This is a genomic window from Amaricoccus macauensis (assembly GCF_049800915.1).
Taxonomy (GTDB): Bacteria; Pseudomonadota; Alphaproteobacteria; order Rhodobacterales; family Rhodobacteraceae; genus Amaricoccus; species Amaricoccus macauensis_A.
Genome location: NZ_JBNAFY010000004.1, coordinates 453,239 through 469,774 on the forward strand (window position 1 = coordinate 453,239; position 16,536 = coordinate 469,774).

Annotated in this window: 13 protein-coding genes; 6 read left to right on the forward strand and 7 right to left on the reverse strand. The window is 64.9% G+C overall.

Features of this window, described 5'->3' with window-relative positions:
- Positions 1–11: 11 nt before the first annotated feature.
- The 6 genes from ACP15W_RS12735 to surE form a co-directional block, all read right to left on the reverse strand.
- Positions 12–911, reverse strand: a complete 900-nt coding sequence (locus ACP15W_RS12735) for a histone deacetylase family protein (RefSeq protein ID WP_424933273.1) — start codon at positions 909–911, stop codon at positions 12–14.
- 52 nt (positions 912–963) lie between these two features.
- Positions 964–3,780 (reverse strand): bifunctional [glutamine synthetase] adenylyltransferase/[glutamine synthetase]-adenylyl-L-tyrosine phosphorylase, encoded by a 2,817-nt coding sequence (locus ACP15W_RS12740; protein ID WP_424933274.1) that lies wholly within the window; start codon positions 3,778–3,780, stop codon positions 964–966.
- A 10-nt stretch (positions 3,781–3,790) separates the two neighbouring features.
- A complete protein-coding gene (locus ACP15W_RS12745; RefSeq protein WP_424933275.1) occupies positions 3,791–4,567 on the reverse strand; it encodes an enoyl-CoA hydratase-related protein in 777 nt (258 codons plus the stop codon).
- 128 nt (positions 4,568–4,695) lie between these two features.
- On the reverse strand, positions 4,696–5,844 hold the full coding sequence (locus tag ACP15W_RS12750; RefSeq protein ID WP_424933276.1) for a LysM peptidoglycan-binding domain-containing protein: 1,149 nt from the start codon (positions 5,842–5,844) through the stop codon (positions 4,696–4,698).
- A 31-nt stretch (positions 5,845–5,875) separates the two neighbouring features.
- Positions 5,876–6,523, reverse strand: coding sequence for a protein-L-isoaspartate(D-aspartate) O-methyltransferase (locus ACP15W_RS12755; protein WP_424933277.1), 648 nt, complete (start codon positions 6,521–6,523; stop codon positions 5,876–5,878).
- Between the two features lie 12 nt (positions 6,524–6,535).
- The gene (gene surE, locus ACP15W_RS12760) at positions 6,536–7,321 is read right to left on the reverse strand and encodes a 5'/3'-nucleotidase SurE (RefSeq protein WP_424933278.1); all 786 of its coding nucleotides are present in this window, start codon (positions 7,319–7,321) and stop codon (positions 6,536–6,538) included.
- A 260-nt stretch (positions 7,322–7,581) separates the two neighbouring features.
- On the opposite strand from surE, the gene ACP15W_RS12765 reads away from it, so the two are divergent.
- The 5 genes from ACP15W_RS12765 (at position 7,582) to ACP15W_RS12785 (ending at position 14,840) form a co-directional block, all read left to right on the forward strand.
- Complete coding sequence (locus ACP15W_RS12765; protein WP_424933279.1) at positions 7,582–8,850, forward strand: OmpP1/FadL family transporter; 1,269 nt, start codon at positions 7,582–7,584, stop codon at positions 8,848–8,850.
- A gap of 219 nt (positions 8,851–9,069) precedes the next feature.
- Positions 9,070–9,465: a MerR family transcriptional regulator gene (locus ACP15W_RS12770; RefSeq protein ID WP_424933280.1), complete on the forward strand. Its 396-nt coding sequence runs from the start codon at positions 9,070–9,072 to the stop codon at positions 9,463–9,465.
- A gap of 79 nt (positions 9,466–9,544) precedes the next feature.
- On the forward strand, positions 9,545–10,681 hold the full coding sequence (locus tag ACP15W_RS12775) for a thiolase family protein (RefSeq protein WP_424933281.1): 1,137 nt from the start codon (positions 9,545–9,547) through the stop codon (positions 10,679–10,681).
- On the forward strand, positions 10,681–13,005 hold the full coding sequence (locus ACP15W_RS12780; RefSeq protein ID WP_424933282.1) for an FAD-dependent oxidoreductase: 2,325 nt from the start codon (positions 10,681–10,683) through the stop codon (positions 13,003–13,005). The genes ACP15W_RS12775 and ACP15W_RS12780 overlap by 1 nt, the downstream gene beginning before the upstream one ends.
- 44 nt (positions 13,006–13,049) lie before the next feature.
- Positions 13,050–14,840: an acyl-CoA dehydrogenase C-terminal domain-containing protein gene (locus tag ACP15W_RS12785; protein WP_424933283.1), complete on the forward strand. Its 1,791-nt coding sequence runs from the start codon at positions 13,050–13,052 to the stop codon at positions 14,838–14,840.
- 87 nt (positions 14,841–14,927) lie between these two features.
- Here ACP15W_RS12785 and ACP15W_RS12790 read toward each other — a convergent pair whose 3' ends face one another.
- A complete protein-coding gene (locus tag ACP15W_RS12790) occupies positions 14,928–15,059 on the reverse strand; it encodes a hypothetical protein (RefSeq protein WP_424933284.1) in 132 nt (43 codons plus the stop codon).
- Between the two features lie 150 nt (positions 15,060–15,209).
- Between ACP15W_RS12790 and ACP15W_RS12795 the strand changes: the two genes are divergently transcribed.
- Entirely contained in the window at positions 15,210–16,439 is a 1,230-nt protein-coding gene (locus ACP15W_RS12795; RefSeq protein WP_424933285.1) for an AGE family epimerase/isomerase, read from the forward strand.
- The last annotated feature ends 97 nt before the right edge of the window (positions 16,440–16,536 follow it).

Genomic DNA, 16,536 nt, shown 5'->3' on the forward strand with positions numbered 1-16,536 from the left:
CGGCGTGCGCATCAGCCATACCGCGCAGCCTCCTCGAACAATATGGCATGGCGTGCAGCAAGACGCTCCGGGTTTTCATCATATCCCCCGCCCAGTACGCCGGTGAACGGCACGCCCCTTTGCCGCGCGAAGGCGATGACACGGGCCTCGCGTGCGCGCAGCCCCTCGCTCGTCAGTGCGAGACGGCCGAGCCGGTCCTCCTCATGAGGATCGACGCCTGCATTGTAGAACACGATGTCAGGCGCAAATCCGTCGAGCCGGTCGAGTGCGTGATCGAGAAGCTCGAGATAGGCGGCATCCTTCAAGCCATCGGGCAGCGGGAAATCGAGATCCGAGCGAGCCTTGCGCGCCGGATAGTTCTTCTCCGCATGGAGCGAGAGGGTGAAGACTCGGGGATTGTCGCGGAAAATATCTGCCGTGCCATCGCCCTGATGAACGTCGCAGTCGATGATCAGCACCCGGCGGACAAGTCCCTCGTCCAGGAGAGACTGTGCGGCGACCGCGACATCATTGAAGACGCAGAAGCCCGCGCCGCCCGCCGGGCCGGCATGATGCGAGCCGCCGGCCATGTTGCAGGCGATCCCGTGTTCGAACGCGAGCCGGGCGGCGAGCAGGGTTCCGGCAGCGGAAAGAAAGGCGCGGCGCGCCACGGCGGCGGTATTCGGCAGACCGATCCGGCGCACCTCGTCGGGCAGGATGCGGTGGCCCGCGACACGCTCGACATAGCCAAGGTCATGCACGGCCGCGACCTGCCGGACGCTTGCGGGCGCGGGCGCGATGAACCCGCCTGTCGGAGGCAGAAGACCGCGGGAGACGAGCTCTTCGCGCAGGTAGCCGTATTTCGACATCGGGAACCGGTGTCCGGGCTTGAGCGGCGCGATGTAGTGGGGGTGGTAAACGAGCGGGATCATCACGCCGACGGTCGCAGCCTCCGCCTTGTGCCTGCGAACGGTCCGGGCCGCATCATGCCGTGTCCAGTCGACGGTTGATGATCTCCTCGCAGCGACGCGCTTCTCTCACGAAGGTGTCGCGCAGCGTATCGAGATCCGACGCACCCGTGACCCGGAGCACGAGGCGGACAAACCCCTCGCCGCGCTCGCTGGGATTGACGGTCTTGTCCGAGGCAAGGCGGCTCACCTGCTGAAAGGCCGCAAGCCGGTCCAGCGACCGGGTGAGGCACTCCCCGTCCTGTTTCCCGAGCCATCCCAGTCTCACGAGCCGATCCGCGAGGCGCCGGGGCCGGCGCACGCCGTTCAGCCCGTGGATCAGCGCCCCGGTCTGGACCAAAAGTTCGATGTCCATCATCCGGCCGGGTCCCTTCTTGGTGGTCCAGGGGTTTGCGGCATCCTTCTCGTGGGCCTCCGCCAGTCGCCGGCGCATGTCCTTCACATCCGCCACCACCTTCTCCGGGTCGTGCGGCGCGGAAATCGACCCGCGGATGGCCTCGTCGATCCTCTGGCGCAGTTGCACCGGCCCCGCCACGATCCGGGCCCGCGTGAGCGCGAGATGCTCCCAGGTCCAGGCCTCCTTCGCCTGATAGGTGCGGAAGGCGGCAAGGCTGGTGGCGAGCGGACCCTGTCGGCCGGAGGGGCGCAGCCGCATGTCCACCTTGTAGAGAATGCCTTCGGGCGTGGGTGCGGTCAGGGCCGAAATGAGCGCCTGAGTCAGCCGCGCGTAATAGGCCGGAGCTGCGAGGGGCCGTCGGCCATCGGACATTTCCCCCGACTCCGCATCGTAGATCATGATCAGGTCGAGATCGGAGGAGACGGTCATTTCCCGGCTGCCGAACTTGCCCATCGCGAGCACGGCCGCGCCCGATCCCGGCGCCTTGCCGTGGCGCTCGGCAAAATTGGCCGAGACCTGGGGCAGCAGCACGTCGATGACCGCCTCGGCCACGGCGGAATAGGCCACCGCGACTTCCTCGGGTTCGGAGAGGCCCCGCAGCAGGTGGACACCGATGCGGAAGTGCCGCTCCTTCATCCAGATGCGCGTCGCGTTGAGCACGGTCTCGTAATCCGCGGCCCGGTCCACGACCTCCTGCAACTCGGTGCGCAGGGCATCGACACCCCGGAGACCGCCGAAGAAATCCTGGCTGATCACCGCATCGAGAACGCCCGCGTTGCTGCCGAGGTAGTGGGCCAGAGCCTGGGTGGTTCCGCAGATGTCCACCAGCAGATCGAGAAGCTGCGGGTTGGCTTCCATCATCGAGAACAGCTGAACGCCCGCCGGCAATCTGCGCAGGAAGGCGTCGAGCGAGCGCAGGGCCTCGTCGGCATCGTGGGCCTCTGCGATCCGGCGCAACAGTTCGGGTTCGAGCCGGCGGAACTTGGCGCGTGCCCGTTCCGTGCGCAACGCGGGTATCCTCCGCCAGCCGGAGATCAGCCCTTCGGCCTTTTCGGGGTCCTTGAAGACCTCCCAGACCGAGGGGGCCGCTTCCTTGGGCGGAGCATCGGGTGCAAAGAAGGGTTCGGTCAGCGCATGGACCGTCTCGAAGCGTGACTTGAGGTCGTCAAGCATCGCCTCCGCGCTTTCATATCCGCAGAAATCTGCACAGCGCGCCAGCCCCGCATCGCTTGCCGGAACCCGGTGTGTTTGGGCATCCTCGAGCATCTGCAACCGATGCTCGGTCGTGCGCAATGCGCGATAGGCCGCACTGAGTGCGGTGGCGGTGGTGCCGTCGACCCACCCCTCCTTCGCCAGCGCGGCGAGGATCGGCAGGGTGCGACGGTCGCGCAGTTGCCGGTTCCGGCCGCCGAGGATGAGCTGCCGGGTCTGGGCGAAGAACTCGATCTCGCGAATGCCGCCGCGCCCGAGCTTCACGTTGTGCCCCGGAACCTCGATCGGACCGGCAAGTCCCTTGTGACTGCGGATGCGCTCGAGCATGTCGTAGGCATCCTCGATCGCGGCGTAGTCGAGGTGCCGCCGCCAGACGAAGGGGGTGAGCCGGTCTAGGAAGGCTCTGCCAGCAGCGATATCACCCGCGCAGGGCCGCGCCTTGATATAGGCCGCGCGCTCCCAGGTGCGCCCGAGGCTTTCATAGTAGTTCTCGGCGGTTTCGGTCGCGATCACCACGGGCGTCGAGGACGGATCGGGCCGCAGCCGAAGATCGGTGCGGAAGACATAGCCCTCGCCGGTGTGCTGGGAGAGGAGCTTGACCATCTTCTGGGTCACACGGACGAAGCTCTGGCGCGCCTCACCATACTGGTCGGGCTCGAAGCGCGTCTCGTCGAAGAGCATGATGAGGTCGATGTCCGAGGAGTAGTTCAACTCGCCCGCCCCCATCTTGCCCATGGCGAGGGCGAAGAGCCCCGCCCCGGTTGCGATGTCCTCCTCGGTGCAGCCCGGCAGCTTGCCCCGGCCGATCTCGACCGCGAGCAGGGTCTTGAGCGCGGTATCGACGGCGGTATCGGCGAGGCGGGTCAGCGCGCCGGTGACATTCTCGAGCGGCCATACGCCCCCGAGATCGGCCAACGCTATGAGTAGCGCCCCGCGGCGCTTGGCGATCCTCAGGTTCTTGCCGAGCGTATCCGGACTGGGGTCGGGAATATCCGCGAGGATCTGCTCCATTGCCGTCTCGGGTGGCAGGGCGACGGCCTCCCGCAGCCATTCCTCCTCGATCTCGGCACTGCGGCGGAGATAGCCCGAGCAGGCGGATGTCGCGGCGACGAGATCGCGGGCCGCTTCGGGCAGATCGGCAAACCGCGTCCGCGCAGCCTCGGCGAGGTCGGGCTCATGCGGGCGCGGGGCGGTGGTGATCAGGTCGGCGAAGGCGGTGGTCATGACATGGTCCTCAGCGCCCTTCGAACCGCGGCGCGCGACGTTCGCGGAACGCGAGCGTGCCTTCCTGGAAATCGCGGGTGCGCGCCGCCTCGCCCTGCAGGTGGGCTTCGAGCTCGAGCTGCGCCGGGAGATCGTTCATCGCGCTCTGACGCATGGCCTCCTTCAGAAGCCGGTAGGCCTCGCCCGGCCCCTCGGCCAGGGCGTACGCCCGGGCCCGGATGGTTTCGGCGAATGCAGCCTCCGGCACCGCCTCCCAGATCATGCCCCATTCGGCAGCTTGGGCGGCCGAAACGGGCGTGCCGAAGAGTGCCGCTCCCATGGCACGGGGCAGGCCGATCTGGCGCGGCAGGGTGTAGGTCGCGCCGCAATCGGGGATCAGGCCGATTCGTGTGAAGGCCTGGATGAAGCGCGCATTCTCGGACGCGATGACGACATCGGCGGCGAGCGCAAAGCTTGCCCCGGCGCCGGCCGCGACACCATTGACCGCGGCAATGGTGGGGATCGGGCAGCCGACGAGACCCTCGATCATTGGTGCGTATTCCTCGCGCACGATGCGCTCGACGCTCTCGCCCGCCGCGCCATGGGCGTCACCGATGTCCTGGCCGGAGCAGAACGCCTCCCCTGCTCCGGTGATCACCAGAACGCGCGCCATCTCGGGTACATGGCGCAGGACATGCGTGAGCTCGAGCCGCATCTGCGGGTTAAAGGCGTTCATCACCTCGGCACGGTTGAGCGTCACGGTCGCGATGCCGTCCTCAACGTCGAGAAGTATCGTCTCGTAGCTCATGGAACTGCCCCCCTGCCTTCCCTCGGGACCGAACGATAGAGACAAGGTCAGGCGGAGGGAAGCCGGAGCAGAACGGGAAGACCCCTCCTGTTCGGGGTCTTCCTCAGGAAGTGCTGCGGTTTTTCGGATCAGCCGCTGACATAGGGCGTCGGGTCGACGCTGTCCGTGCCCCGGAAGACGTCGAACTGCAACTCTGGATTGTCACGGGGCGCGACCTTGCCGATTACCTGCCCGGCACTCACCGAGTCACCCTTTGTCACGGTCACTTCGGTCAGGGTGCTGTAGGTGGTCATCAGCCCGTCCTGATGGCGGATGAGGACGATGGTTCCGATGCCGCCAAGTTCCTCGGAGATCAGGGCGACCTCCCCGTCAGCCGCCGCACGGACATTGGTGCCTGATGCAACCGCGTAACCGACCCCGTTCGGGTTGGACGGATCGTAGGAGCGGGAGATGCTGCCGGACACCGGCGCCTCAAGACGCCCGCCCGGAGGCGTGCGATATTGCCCGAGGTTGGGCGAATCGGGCGCATCGGCGGTCGCGATATCCGCCGGCAACGGCTGAGCCGCGACGGCCGGGGCCGCCACAGCGGTGGCCTGGCCAGGCTGCGTGTCGGTGGAACTGGAAATACGGTTCGCATCGCTGACGATGGGAATGAGCAACTCCTGGTTCTCGCGCACCGTCAGGTCGGAATCGAGCCCGTTCCAGGACGCGAGCGCGGTCACGGAGACACCGTAGAGACGCGCGATGGAATAGGCCGTCTCCCCGGCTTCGACGCGGTGGCGGATCGGATCGATCAGAGGCTGGCTCTGGCCGTTGCGGAACGGGTTGCTCTGGGGCGCTGCGGTATCGCTTGCCGTCGAACTGTCGATGGCCGCCGCAGCGGCTTCCGGGCTCCATTCGAGTACTTCCGTCGTCACTTCATCGCCGGCAAGTCCTTCGGCACCGGCCGGACGCGGCACGCTGTCGGGCAGCAGGAGAACCTCTCCGGCGCGCAGGCGGTATTCGCCGGGAAGTGCATTCAGCCGCGCGAGCTCTTCGGGCGTCGTGCCAACCCGGGTCGCGATCGTGTCGAGCGTATCCCCTTCCTGCGCCACGGCAACCTGGTAGCTCGCGTAGGTGATCACGCCGCGGGAATCGGGCTGCGCATTCGGAATGGCCGTGGTGGCCGGCCCGCTGCCGGACGTGGTACAGGCGGTCACGGCCAAGCAAAGCGCGAGACTCGCGAGGACGGGCCGCAGACGATGGCCAAAATGACGTGACGAACAGCGCGAAACCATCCCGGCTTCCCCCATATTTCGGCGTTCTTGGTCAGTCCAATACATCATGTTCGATACCTTCGACAAGAGGGACGAACCGGACGGACCCAAGCTCGGCATAGTTGATCCCCTCCTCGGTCTTGGTGACCTTGAGGAGCGTCTGAACCGCGTGGCTCTGTCCCACGGGAAGAACCATGATCCCCCCGACCCTCAATTGATCGATGAGCGGCTGCGGCGGATCCTCGGCGGCAGCCGTGACGAGAATCCGATCGAAGGGGACCTGTTCTGGCAATCCCTTGGACCCGTCGCCGTGCACCACGGTGATATTGTGCAGGCCGAGCTTCTGCAGAAGTTCGCGCGAGCGGCGCGCGAGCCGCATGTGGCGCTCGACAGTATAGACCCGGCGGGCAAGCCGCGACAGGACTGCGGCCTGGTAGCCCGATCCGGTGCCGATCTCGAGCACCTTGCACCGGCGGTGAAGTTCCAGCGCTTGGGTCATCAGCCCCACGACCGAAGGCTGGCTTATGGTCTGGCCGCAGGAAATTGGAAGAGGCGTGTTCTCCATGGCACGTTCCTGGAAGATGCCTTCGAGAAAATTCTCGCGGTTGAGGGATTCCATGGCCTTGAGCACATCTGCATTCGTTACCCCGTTCGAGCGAAGGGTGAAGACGAACTGCATGCGGCGCTCGATTTCCTCCATGGGATTCTCTTCCTACTCCACGATTTCGGACAAAGGCTTCACCATCTCCTGGACCGTCAGATCCGCGGAAAGCGGCGTGACGGTGACATATCCGTTGCTGCATTCGCGCGCGTCGGAGCCTTCGGCGGTGCCGCCATTGCCGGTCCGGTGTGTAAGCCAGAGATAGTGCCGCCCGTTTGGCGAGGTTTGCGGCTTGACGCCAAAAGTCGGGCCGGGCCGGGCCCCCTGGAACGTGGCCCGGACGCCCTGCACTTCGCTCGCGGCTACTGCCGGAAAGTTGAGATTGTAGAAGAGCTGGTAGCCTTCCCGATTCCATTGCGCCTGATCGAGCAGCTTGCGCAGGATGGCGACCGCATGGCCGGCGGCAGCGTCGAAGGCGGCCGTGCCAGACGGGCTGCCCGGCCCGTAGTATTGCGAAAGCGCGACGGACCGGATCCCGTGAAGGGCCCCCTCCATCGCACCGCCGATGGTGCCGGAATAAAGTGTGTCATCCGCGACATTGTGCCCGCGATTCACCCCGGAGATCACCAGGTCGGGGGGTGTTTCACTCAGGATTGAGCCGATGGCGGCCAGCACGCAGTCGGCCGGCGACCCTTCGACGGCGTAACGCCGCTCGTCGAGTTTCTCGAGCCGCATCGGCCGGATGTAGGACACGCAATGGGAGACACCCGACTGCTCGAATGCGGGCGCAACGATCCAGACCTCGCCGTCGGGTCCGGCGAGTTCGGCTGCGATGGCCTCGGCGACCTTCAGACCCGGCGCGCTGATTCCGTCGTCATTGGTTACAAGTATGCGCATGCGTCCCCCTCGGCACTGACGACCCCTTCTAGAGCAAAACCGGAGCGGAACGGAACCGCCTCTGTGGCCGAAAAGACCTGCGGCCACCACTCGCGGACATCGCTTCGGGAATATCCCGTCGCTCTGAGCGGATGGACGCCTTTTCGCAGCATATGTTTGGATTACGCAAACGTTAACTAATTGACGTTTACGAGAGTTAGCGCTATCTGTTTGGTCAATCGGTGACCGAGCAAATCGATCATCAACGGGGAGGAGAATCAATGTCAACCAGAACTCGGCATCCTATTATTTTCCGGGTGGGTGCGGCGTGTCTGATCGCGCTCGGACCGGGTGCGGCCTCGGCTGCAGGGTTCCAGCTTCGCGAGTTGAGCGCGGAAGGCTTGGGCAATGCCTTCGCGGGGAACACCGCAAAGGCGACAGACCTGTCCACTGTCTACTTGAACCCGGCTGGCATGGCCCATGTCGAGGGATCGCAGGTTCAGGGCGATCTCAGCGCCGTGGTGCCGACGATCAATTTCTCGGGTTCGGCAACCTCCCCCTTCGGAACACCTTACACCGGCGGCGATGGCGGCGATGCGGGCCAAGATGTCGTCGTGCCGTCCTTCTACGGGGTCTGGGAGATCAATCCGACGGTAAAGGCGGGCCTTTCCGTCAACGTGCCGTTCGGTCTCTCGACCAAATACGATGATGACTGGGTCGGGCGCTATTTCGCGATTGAGAGCGAAATCCAGAACATGGTCATCACGCCGTCGATCTCCTGGCAGGCGACGGAACAGCTGTCGCTCGGAGCCGGCATCCAGATCGGCCACGCGGATGCGACCCTGAGCAATGCGGTCAACCTGGTCGGCCTCGGCTTTCCCGCCGGCACGCCAGACGGATATTCGAAGGTCAGCGGCTCGGACTACGGCTACGGCTACACGCTCGGAATGCTCTACGAATTCTCGCCGACCTCGCGGATCGGCCTGAGCTACCGCTCGCGGATCGAATACACCCTAGACGGGGAGCTTTCGCTCGACGGTATTCCTGGTGCACAGGATGTGGACGCGGAAGCCGACCTGACCACGCCGGATGTACTTTCGCTCGGCGCCTATCACGAGTTGAACCCGAAATGGGCGGTGATGGGCGAGGTGTCCTGGACAAACTGGTCGCTCTTCGAGGAGATGCGGATCGAGTTCGACGATGGACGAGCGGATCAGGTCACAGTGGAAGACTGGGACGACTCGCTCTTCTTCGCACTCGGGGCCGACTACAAGCACGCAGAAGACCACACCTTCCACTTCGGTATTGCCTACGATCAGAGCCCGGTTCCGGACGAGCACCGCACGGCGCGCATCCCGGATTCGGATCGCTACTGGGTGTCGCTGGGCTATTCCTACGACTTCAGCGAAAAGGGCACGCTCAACCTCGGCTACACCCATCTGTTCTTCGACGGCTCGGACATCGACGAGACCATGGACGTGGGGAACCTGAGCGGAGACTATTCCGGCGGGGCCGACATCTTCGCGGCAAGCGTGAGGTACCGGTTTTGACCACCTGCTGCGAGACGGGAAACCCTTCCCGTCCCGGCGGGATCGCGCTAGGCTCTTCCCGGCTCTTGTCCAAAGACTGGCCGGGTGGTGTCCGAATGGTGGAGGGGACATTCCAGCGCACCGCGGATAAGGCGGTGCACGAACGGGGTATCGGTGGTAATCCTTCCGAATACCGCCTTTCGCCTTTGGTATTGCTTCGCGAGTTTGGTCAGGCCCGTCATGGAAGAACTCTATTCCATCACCCATATTTCCCGGGAACTGGGCGTCACACCGCGCACGATCCGCTACTACGAGGAACAGGGGCTGATCGCGCCACAGCGCGCGGGCGCGACCCGGGTCTTCACCCAGCGCGACCGGGGGCGGCTGATCCTGATCCTCAGGGGCAAGCGGCTGGGATTCTCGCTGAAGGACATTCAGGAGTATCTCGACCTCTACGATGCGGATCCGACACAGCACGCCCAGACCAATGTCCTGCTGACCAAGGTCCGGCAGCGTATTCGGGAACTGGAGGACCAGCTGTCGAGTGTGAACACCGCGCTCGAGGAACTGCGCGAGATCGAAGACCTGGCGGCCGACGCCCTCGAAGGGCGGCGGAACGGGGCCGCATCGGGCTGACACACCCGAAGACGGGAACCGGCCCGGCCGCTTCCAATTGGCATTGCCGTTCAAATTTCATCAGTCCGGAGAAATCCCAATGACGAGAATCGTTGTCGCAGGGTATGCCCGCTCGCCATTCACACTGGCCAGGAAAGGCGAATTGGCGCGTGTCAGGCCGGACGATCTTGCCGCGCAGGTGGTGACCGGCCTCGTGGAGCGCGCAGGCGTGAGCCCCGAAGACATCGAGGATCTCCTGCTCGGCTGTGCCTTCCCCGAAGGCGAGCAGGGGCTCAACCTGGCACGCCTCGTGGGGCTCATGAGCGGCCTGCCCCGCTCGGCGGGAGCCGCGACCATCAACCGGTTCTGCGGTTCGTCCATGACCTCGGTGCATGTCGCGGCCGGCTCCATAGCCATGGGCGCGGGCGAAGTTTTCGTCTGTGCCGGGGTCGAGAGCATGAGCCGGGTGCCCATGATGGGCTACAACCCGCTGCCCCACCCGGAATTCGTCAAGGCTCACCCGGAAGCCTACATGAGCATGGGCGAAACGGCCGAGAACGTGGCCCAGCGGTGGCAGATCCCCCGCGCCGAGCAGGAAGCCTTTGCGCTGCGCTCGCAGGAATGCGCGGCCGCGGCCCAGCGCGATGGCAGGCTCGCGAACGAGATCGTCCCGATCCAGCACGGTGATCATCTGGTCAGCCTCGACGGCTGCATTCGCCCGGACACCACGCTCGAGGGTCTTGCCGAACTCAAACCCGCCTTCGATGCCGAGGGCGTGGTGACCGCCGGCACCTCTTCTCCGCTCACGGACGGCGCATCGGCGGTGCTCGTCTGCTCGGAGGAATATGCCAAGCGCCACGACCTGCCGGTGTTGGCGGCAGTAAAGGCGGTTGCGGTGCGCGGATGCGATCCGGAGATCATGGGGATCGGGCCGGTTGCGGCCTCGCTGGTCGCGATGGAGCGCGCAGGCCTTCATGCCTCCGATCTCGACGTGGTCGAGTTGAACGAGGCGTTCGCCAGCCAGTCGATCGCCTGCATGCGCGATCTCGGCCTCAATCCGGAGCGGGTCAATATCGACGGTGGCGCGATTGCGCTCGGGCATCCGCTGGGGGCCACCGGCGCGCGGATCGTCGGCAAGGCCGCCAGTCTCCTCTCGCGCGAGAAGGGGCGCTATGCCCTGGCGACCCAGTGCATTGGTGGCGGACAGGGGATCGCGACGATCCTGGAGGCCGCGTGATGACCGAAATCAGGACCGTTGCGGTGATCGGTGCAGGCGTGATGGGTGCGGCCATTGCCGCGCATGTTGCCAATGCCGGAACCCGCGTGCTGCTCCTCGATATCGTGCCGGAGGGTGCGAGCAACCGGAACGCGCTGGCCGAAGGCGCGATCCAGAAGATGCTCAAGGCCGATCCCGCCCCCTTCATGGGCAAGAAACCGGCGCGGCTCGTTACGCCCGGAAATCTGGAGGACGACCTCGACAAACTGGCCGAGGTCGACTGGATCATCGAGGCGGTGATCGAACGGCTCGACATCAAGCAGGCGCTCTATCGCAAGATCGACGCGGCACGGAAGCCGGGCAGCATCGTCTCCTCCAACACCTCGACGATTCCGCTGGCGACGCTGACCGAAGGCCTGTCTGACGGTTTCAGGCGCGATTTCCTCATCACGCATTTCTTCAACCCGCCGCGCTACATGCGGCTGATGGAACTCGTCACCGGCGCGGACACCCGCCCCGATGCGGCCCAGGTGATCTCGGACTTTGCCGACCGCAGGCTCGGCAAGACGGTCGTCACGGCGAAGGACACGCCGAGCTTCATCGCCAACCGGCTGGGCGTCTACTGGCTTCAGAAGGCGGTCGTCGAAGCCTTCGACCAGGGCATTCCGATCGAGGAGGCCGATGCCCTGATCGGCAGGCCTTTCGGCATTCCCAAGACCGGGGTCTTCGGGCTGATCGATCTCGTGGGCCTCGACCTGATGCCCCATGTGAACGCAAGCCTCGCCTCATCGCTCGAAAGCGGGGATGCCTTTCACGAAGCCAATCGAGACCTGCCGCTCATCGAGAAGATGATCGCGGACGGCTATACCGGGCGGAAGGGAAAGGGCGGGTTCTACCGGCTCAATCGTGCGGGAGGCGGCAAGGTCAAGGAAGCGATAGACCTCGCGACCGGAAACTACGCCACGGCCCGGAAACCGAAGCTCGAGGCGATCTCCGAGGCCGGAAAATCACCCCGTGCTCTTCTGGAGCATGACAGCCCCCATGGGGCCTATGCCGCCTCGGTGATGGTCGCCACACTGGCCTATGCCGCATCGCTCGCCGGCGAGGTCGCCGATAGCATCGCCGACATCGATGACGCGATGGTGCTCGGCTACGCGTGGAAGGAAGGCCCCTTTGCGCTGATGGATCGGATCGGGCCGGACTGGCTGGCGGAGCGGTTGAGATCGAATGGCCGACCCGTGCCGCCGATCCTCGAGGCCGCCAAGGGTCGCAGCTTCTACCGCGTGGAGGCGGGCCGTCTTGAGCAGCTCGGCCTCGATGGCGACTACCATCCGGTTCCGCGCCCCGAGGGCGTGCTTCTGCTTTCCGACGTGAAACGGGCGTCGAAACCGCTCCTCAAGAACGGCTCGGCCGCGGTCTGGGATATCGGAGACGGGGTCGTCTGCTTCGAGTTCACCTCCAAGATGAACTCCCTCGACGACCAGGTCCTGATGCTGCTCGGCAAGACGCTTCGGCTTGTGCGCAAGGAGTACAAGGCGCTGGTGATCCACAACGAAGGCACCAACTTCTCCGTCGGAGCCAATCTCGGCCTAGCACTCTTTGCCGCCAACATTGCCGCCTGGCAGCAGATCGAAGGCCTCGTGGCGCTGGGTCAGCAGACCTACCAGGACATGCGAACAGCCCCCTTCCCCGTCGTCGGCGCTCCATCGGGCATGGCCTTGGGCGGTGGCTGCGAGATCCTGCTCCATTGCGATGCAATTCAGGCCCATGCCGAAAGCTATATCGGGCTGGTCGAGACCGGTGTCGGCATCATTCCCGGCTGGGGGGGCTGCGTCGAGATGCTGCATCGCTGGCAGACCTTCGGGAAGCTGCCCAGGGGGCCGATGCCCGCGCCATCGAAGGTCTTCGAGATCCTCAGCATGGCCACGGTCGCGAAATCCGCCGCCGAAGCGAAGGAACTTCTGTTCCTGCGCCCCGAGGACGGGATCACCATGAACCGCTCCCGGCTGCTGGCCGATGCCAAGGCACGCGCGCTTGCGATGGTCGACGGCTACAAGGCCCCTGAACCGCGCGAGTATGTGCTTCCCGGTCCCTCGGGGCGTGCGGCGATGGACCTGGCGGTGGGCGGGTTCCGCAAGATCGGCAAGGCCACCCCCTATGACGAGGTGGTCGCGGGCGCGCTCGCGGACGTGCTTTCAGGTGGCGATACGGACCCGATCGACGTTGTCGGCGAGGCCGACCTCCTGAAACTGGAACGCGAGCGGTTCAACTGGCTGGTGCGCCAGCCCGGCACGCTCGACCGGATCGAATCGATGATGCTGACCGGCAAGCCGCTGCGAAACTGATCCGCAGCACGCCGGTCCCAGAGGCAAGAAAGGACGTCTGAGAGATGGCCAGCTATACCGCTCCCCTGCGCGACATGCGCTTCGTCTATCACGAGCTTCTGGGCTGCGACGATCTAGCAGAATTGCCCGGCTACGAGGAGTTCACCGCCGATCTCGTCGATCCGGTGCTGGAAGAGGCCGCGAAGATCTGCGCCGATGTGCTGCACCCGATCAACCGCTCCGGCGACGAGGAAGGCTGCACGCTGGAAAACGGTGTCGTGCGTACGCCCAAGGGCTTCCAAGAGGCCTACAAGCTTTTTCGCGAGGGCGGCTGGACTGCGCTAAAATGCGACCCGGACTATGGCGGACAGGGCGCGCCTGCCGCGCTCGACACACTCATCATGGAGATGATCTGCTCGGCGAACTTCTCATTCGGCATGTATCCCGGCCTCAGCCACGGCGCCTACAATGCGCTGCACATGCATGGCTCGCAGGACCTGAAGGACACCTACCTGCCGAAACTGGTGGATGGCACGTGGTCGGGTACCATGTGCCTGACCGAGCCCCATTGCGGCACCGATCTGGGGCTCCTGCGGACCAGGGCCATTCCCTCGGACGATGGCAGCTACCGAATTACCGGCACGAAGATCTTCATCTCGGCAGGCGAGCATGACCTGACCGAGAACATCCTGCATCTGGTTCTGGCGAAACTGCCCGACGCCCCCAAGGGCTCGCGCGGCATCAGCTTGTTCCTTGTGCCGAAGTTCCTGCCCGACGACCAGGGGGCGCCGGGTGTGCGCAACGGGGTTCAGTGCCAGAGCCTCGAGCACAAGATGGGCATCAAGGCCTCGGCTACCTGCGTTCTGAACTTCGACGAGGCGAAGGGCTGGCTGGTGGGCCAGCCGCATCGCGGCCTGCCGGCGATGTTCACAATGATGAATACTGCCCGCCTCGGCGTCGGGGTTCAGGGTCTGGGCATTGCCGAGGCCTCCTACCAGGGCGCGGCAGCCTACGCCCGCGAGCGAGTGCAGGGCCGATCGCTCTCGGGCACGAAGGCCCCCGACAAAGCCGCCGATCCCATTATCGTTCATCCCGACGTGCGGCGGATGCTGATGATCCAGCGCGCCACCACCGAGGGCTGCCGCGCCCTGGCGGCCTGGGTCGCACGGGCGTTGGATGAACAAGATCGCCACCCCGATCCGGAAGTGCGCAAGGCGTCCGAGGATTTCGTCGGGTTGATGACGCCGATCGTGAAGGCGCTTTTCACCGACATGGGGTTCGACAACGCCAATCTCGGCGTGCAGGTTCTTGGTGGTCACGGCTATATCCGCGAGTACGGCATGGAGCAGTATGTGCGCGACGCGCGGATCGCGCAGATCTACGAGGGCACGAACGGCATTCAGGCACTCGACCTCGTGGGCCGCAAGATGGGTCAGAACGGCGGGCGGCGGCTGCGCCGGTTCTTCCATCCGGTCTCCGAATATATCGAGGCCAAATCCAAGGACGAGGAACTCGCGCCTTTCGTGGGACCGCTGGCCAAATCCTTTGGCCGCTTGCAGCAGGCCACGGCCCAGGTTGCCCGAACGGGAATGGCCGACCCGGACGAGGCAGGTGCCGCGGCAACCGATTACCTGCGGCTTTTCGGCCTCACGGCTCTCGCCTATCTCTGGACGCGAATGGCCGAGACCGCGCAGCTCAAGCTGACGGAGGGCGACGATCCTGACGGATTCTATGCCGCCAAGATCGCCACGGCCCGCTTCTACATGGAACGTGTTCTTCCGCAATCGGGAGCCCTCCTTTCGCAGATCATGGCGGGCGGCGGGTCCATGATGGCACTTGACGAGGCGGCGTTCTGAATCCCGGCCTCGACTAGCCCCGAAGCAGCGCCAAAGTTGCGGCCATCGATCCGATTGCACGCGCGGTGACACGCCGCAGGCAGGAGTTCAGCGCGGGTCGATCTGACCATCCGGCATGTCCAGATCGATCAGCCATGATGGCGGTCTCTTAATCGCGATCGCGCAGCGCATCGCTCCCCGCACACCGCTGTTGGCCTTCGAAAGTATCAGCGCGCTCATCCGCCATCCTGACGGCCCAGCCCGTCCCGAACAGATCCGGGTTTCGCTACACGCACCACTCGGCTCGGTCCTTGCCTTCGCATCCTTGGACCAGATGGAATTGCCCACGGTCTGATGTTCGTGGTAGCGGCAATTGGGGGAGGACAATCCATGCCAGAGAGAAACCAGCCCGGCGACACGAACCTCGAGGCGTCCTGGATCGGGGATCCGGGTCATATCGCCTGGCTCAAGCGCAATGCGGAAGCGCAATTCAGCTTCTTCGAACCGAGCCTTCGGAAAGACAGTGGCTACGACGTGCTGGATCTCGACGGCACACCGCTTCCGCGCGGACCTCAGGAACTACACACCACCACGCGCCTGGTGCACTCCTACGCTCTCGGGCAGGCCTTCGGACACCCCGGGTCGGACAGGATCGTCGATGCGGGACTTCACTTCCTCTGGCACAACCATCGCGACCCCGAGGCCGGCGGCTATGCCTGGTCGGTCTCCGAGTCGGGCCCGGCACGGGAAACGCGACTCGCCTACGGCCACGTTTTCGTCCTGCTGGCAGCATCAAGCGCGAAGATCATCGGCCACCCGGATGCGGATCGCCTGCTTGCCGATATTTCAGAGGTGATCGACCGCCATTTCTGGGATGAAGACGCCGGCCTGTTGCGGGAAGAGTTCAACCCGGACTGGACCCCCTTCTCGGATTATCGCGGCATGAATGCCAACATGCATGGCGTCGAGGCGCATCTCGGCGCTTTTGAAGCCACGGGAGACAGTGTCTACCTGACGCGCGCTGGCCGTATTCTCGACTTCTTCATAGGTCGCGTGGCTCCTGCCCATGACTGGCGCATTCCCGAGCACTACCGGGGCGATTGGACAATCGATCCCGAGTATTCCGGCGATCCGATGTTCCGGCCCGCCGGCACGACGCCCGGACATTCCTTCGAACTCGCAAGGCTCCTGCTTCAGCATTGGGACCTGTCAGGTCGTCCCGAGAACCATGCGCTCGCATCGGCCCGCGCGCTTACCGACCGTGCGATGGAGGACGCCTGGCTTCCCGATGGTGGTCTTGCCTACACGCTTGGTGCCGACGGAAAGCCCGCCATCACCGATCGCTACTGGTGGCCGGTAACGGAAGCCATCGGCGTGCTCGCCTCGCTCATCAAGACCGATGCCCGCCCCGAGGACGAAAGCCGGTATCGCCAGCTCTGGCAGTTCGCCGACCAGCATTTCATCGATCACGAGCGCGGAGGATGGTTTCCGGAGATCGACGATGCGGGCAGGCCCATAGCCCGCCAGTTCCTCGGCAAGCCCGACATCTACCATTCCCTTCAGGCAACGCTCTATCCCGCCATCCCGGGGATCTCGCGCCACCTGGGCACCCTGGCCTGAGGCCTGTTTTCCGGAGCCGCCGTCGCTGATGCCGGACCGAAGCGGGCGCGCGCCGCGTGTCCGGAAAAATAGGAGCGACTGCACCGCATTTTTCTGG

What these genes read in the sequence shown, in the direction of transcription:
- ACP15W_RS12735 (WP_424933273.1), bottom strand. Translation starts at nt 911, where the DNA reads ATGATCCCGCTCGTTTACCACCCCCACTACATCGCGCCGCTCAAGCCC.
- ACP15W_RS12740 (WP_424933274.1), bottom strand. Translation starts at nt 3,780, where the DNA reads ATGACCACCGCCTTCGCCGACCTGATCACCACCGCCCCGCGCCCGCAT.
- ACP15W_RS12745 (WP_424933275.1), bottom strand. Translation starts at nt 4,567, where the DNA reads ATGAGCTACGAGACGATACTTCTCGACGTTGAGGACGGCATCGCGACC.
- ACP15W_RS12750 (WP_424933276.1), bottom strand. Translation starts at nt 5,844, where the DNA reads ATGGTTTCGCGCTGTTCGTCACGTCATTTTGGCCATCGTCTGCGGCCC.
- ACP15W_RS12755 (WP_424933277.1), bottom strand. Translation starts at nt 6,523, where the DNA reads ATGGAGGAAATCGAGCGCCGCATGCAGTTCGTCTTCACCCTTCGCTCG.
- surE (WP_424933278.1), bottom strand. Translation starts at nt 7,321, where the DNA reads ATGCGCATACTTGTAACCAATGACGACGGAATCAGCGCGCCGGGTCTG.
- ACP15W_RS12765 (WP_424933279.1), top strand. Translation starts at nt 7,582, where the DNA reads ATGTCAACCAGAACTCGGCATCCTATTATTTTCCGGGTGGGTGCGGCG.
- ACP15W_RS12770 (WP_424933280.1), top strand. Translation starts at nt 9,070, where the DNA reads ATGGAAGAACTCTATTCCATCACCCATATTTCCCGGGAACTGGGCGTC.
- ACP15W_RS12775 (WP_424933281.1), top strand. Translation starts at nt 9,545, where the DNA reads ATGACGAGAATCGTTGTCGCAGGGTATGCCCGCTCGCCATTCACACTG.
- ACP15W_RS12780 (WP_424933282.1), top strand. Translation starts at nt 10,681, where the DNA reads ATGACCGAAATCAGGACCGTTGCGGTGATCGGTGCAGGCGTGATGGGT.
- ACP15W_RS12785 (WP_424933283.1), top strand. Translation starts at nt 13,050, where the DNA reads ATGGCCAGCTATACCGCTCCCCTGCGCGACATGCGCTTCGTCTATCAC.
- ACP15W_RS12790 (WP_424933284.1), bottom strand. Translation starts at nt 15,059, where the DNA reads ATGAGCGCGCTGATACTTTCGAAGGCCAACAGCGGTGTGCGGGGAGCG.
- ACP15W_RS12795 (WP_424933285.1), top strand. Translation starts at nt 15,210, where the DNA reads ATGCCAGAGAGAAACCAGCCCGGCGACACGAACCTCGAGGCGTCCTGG.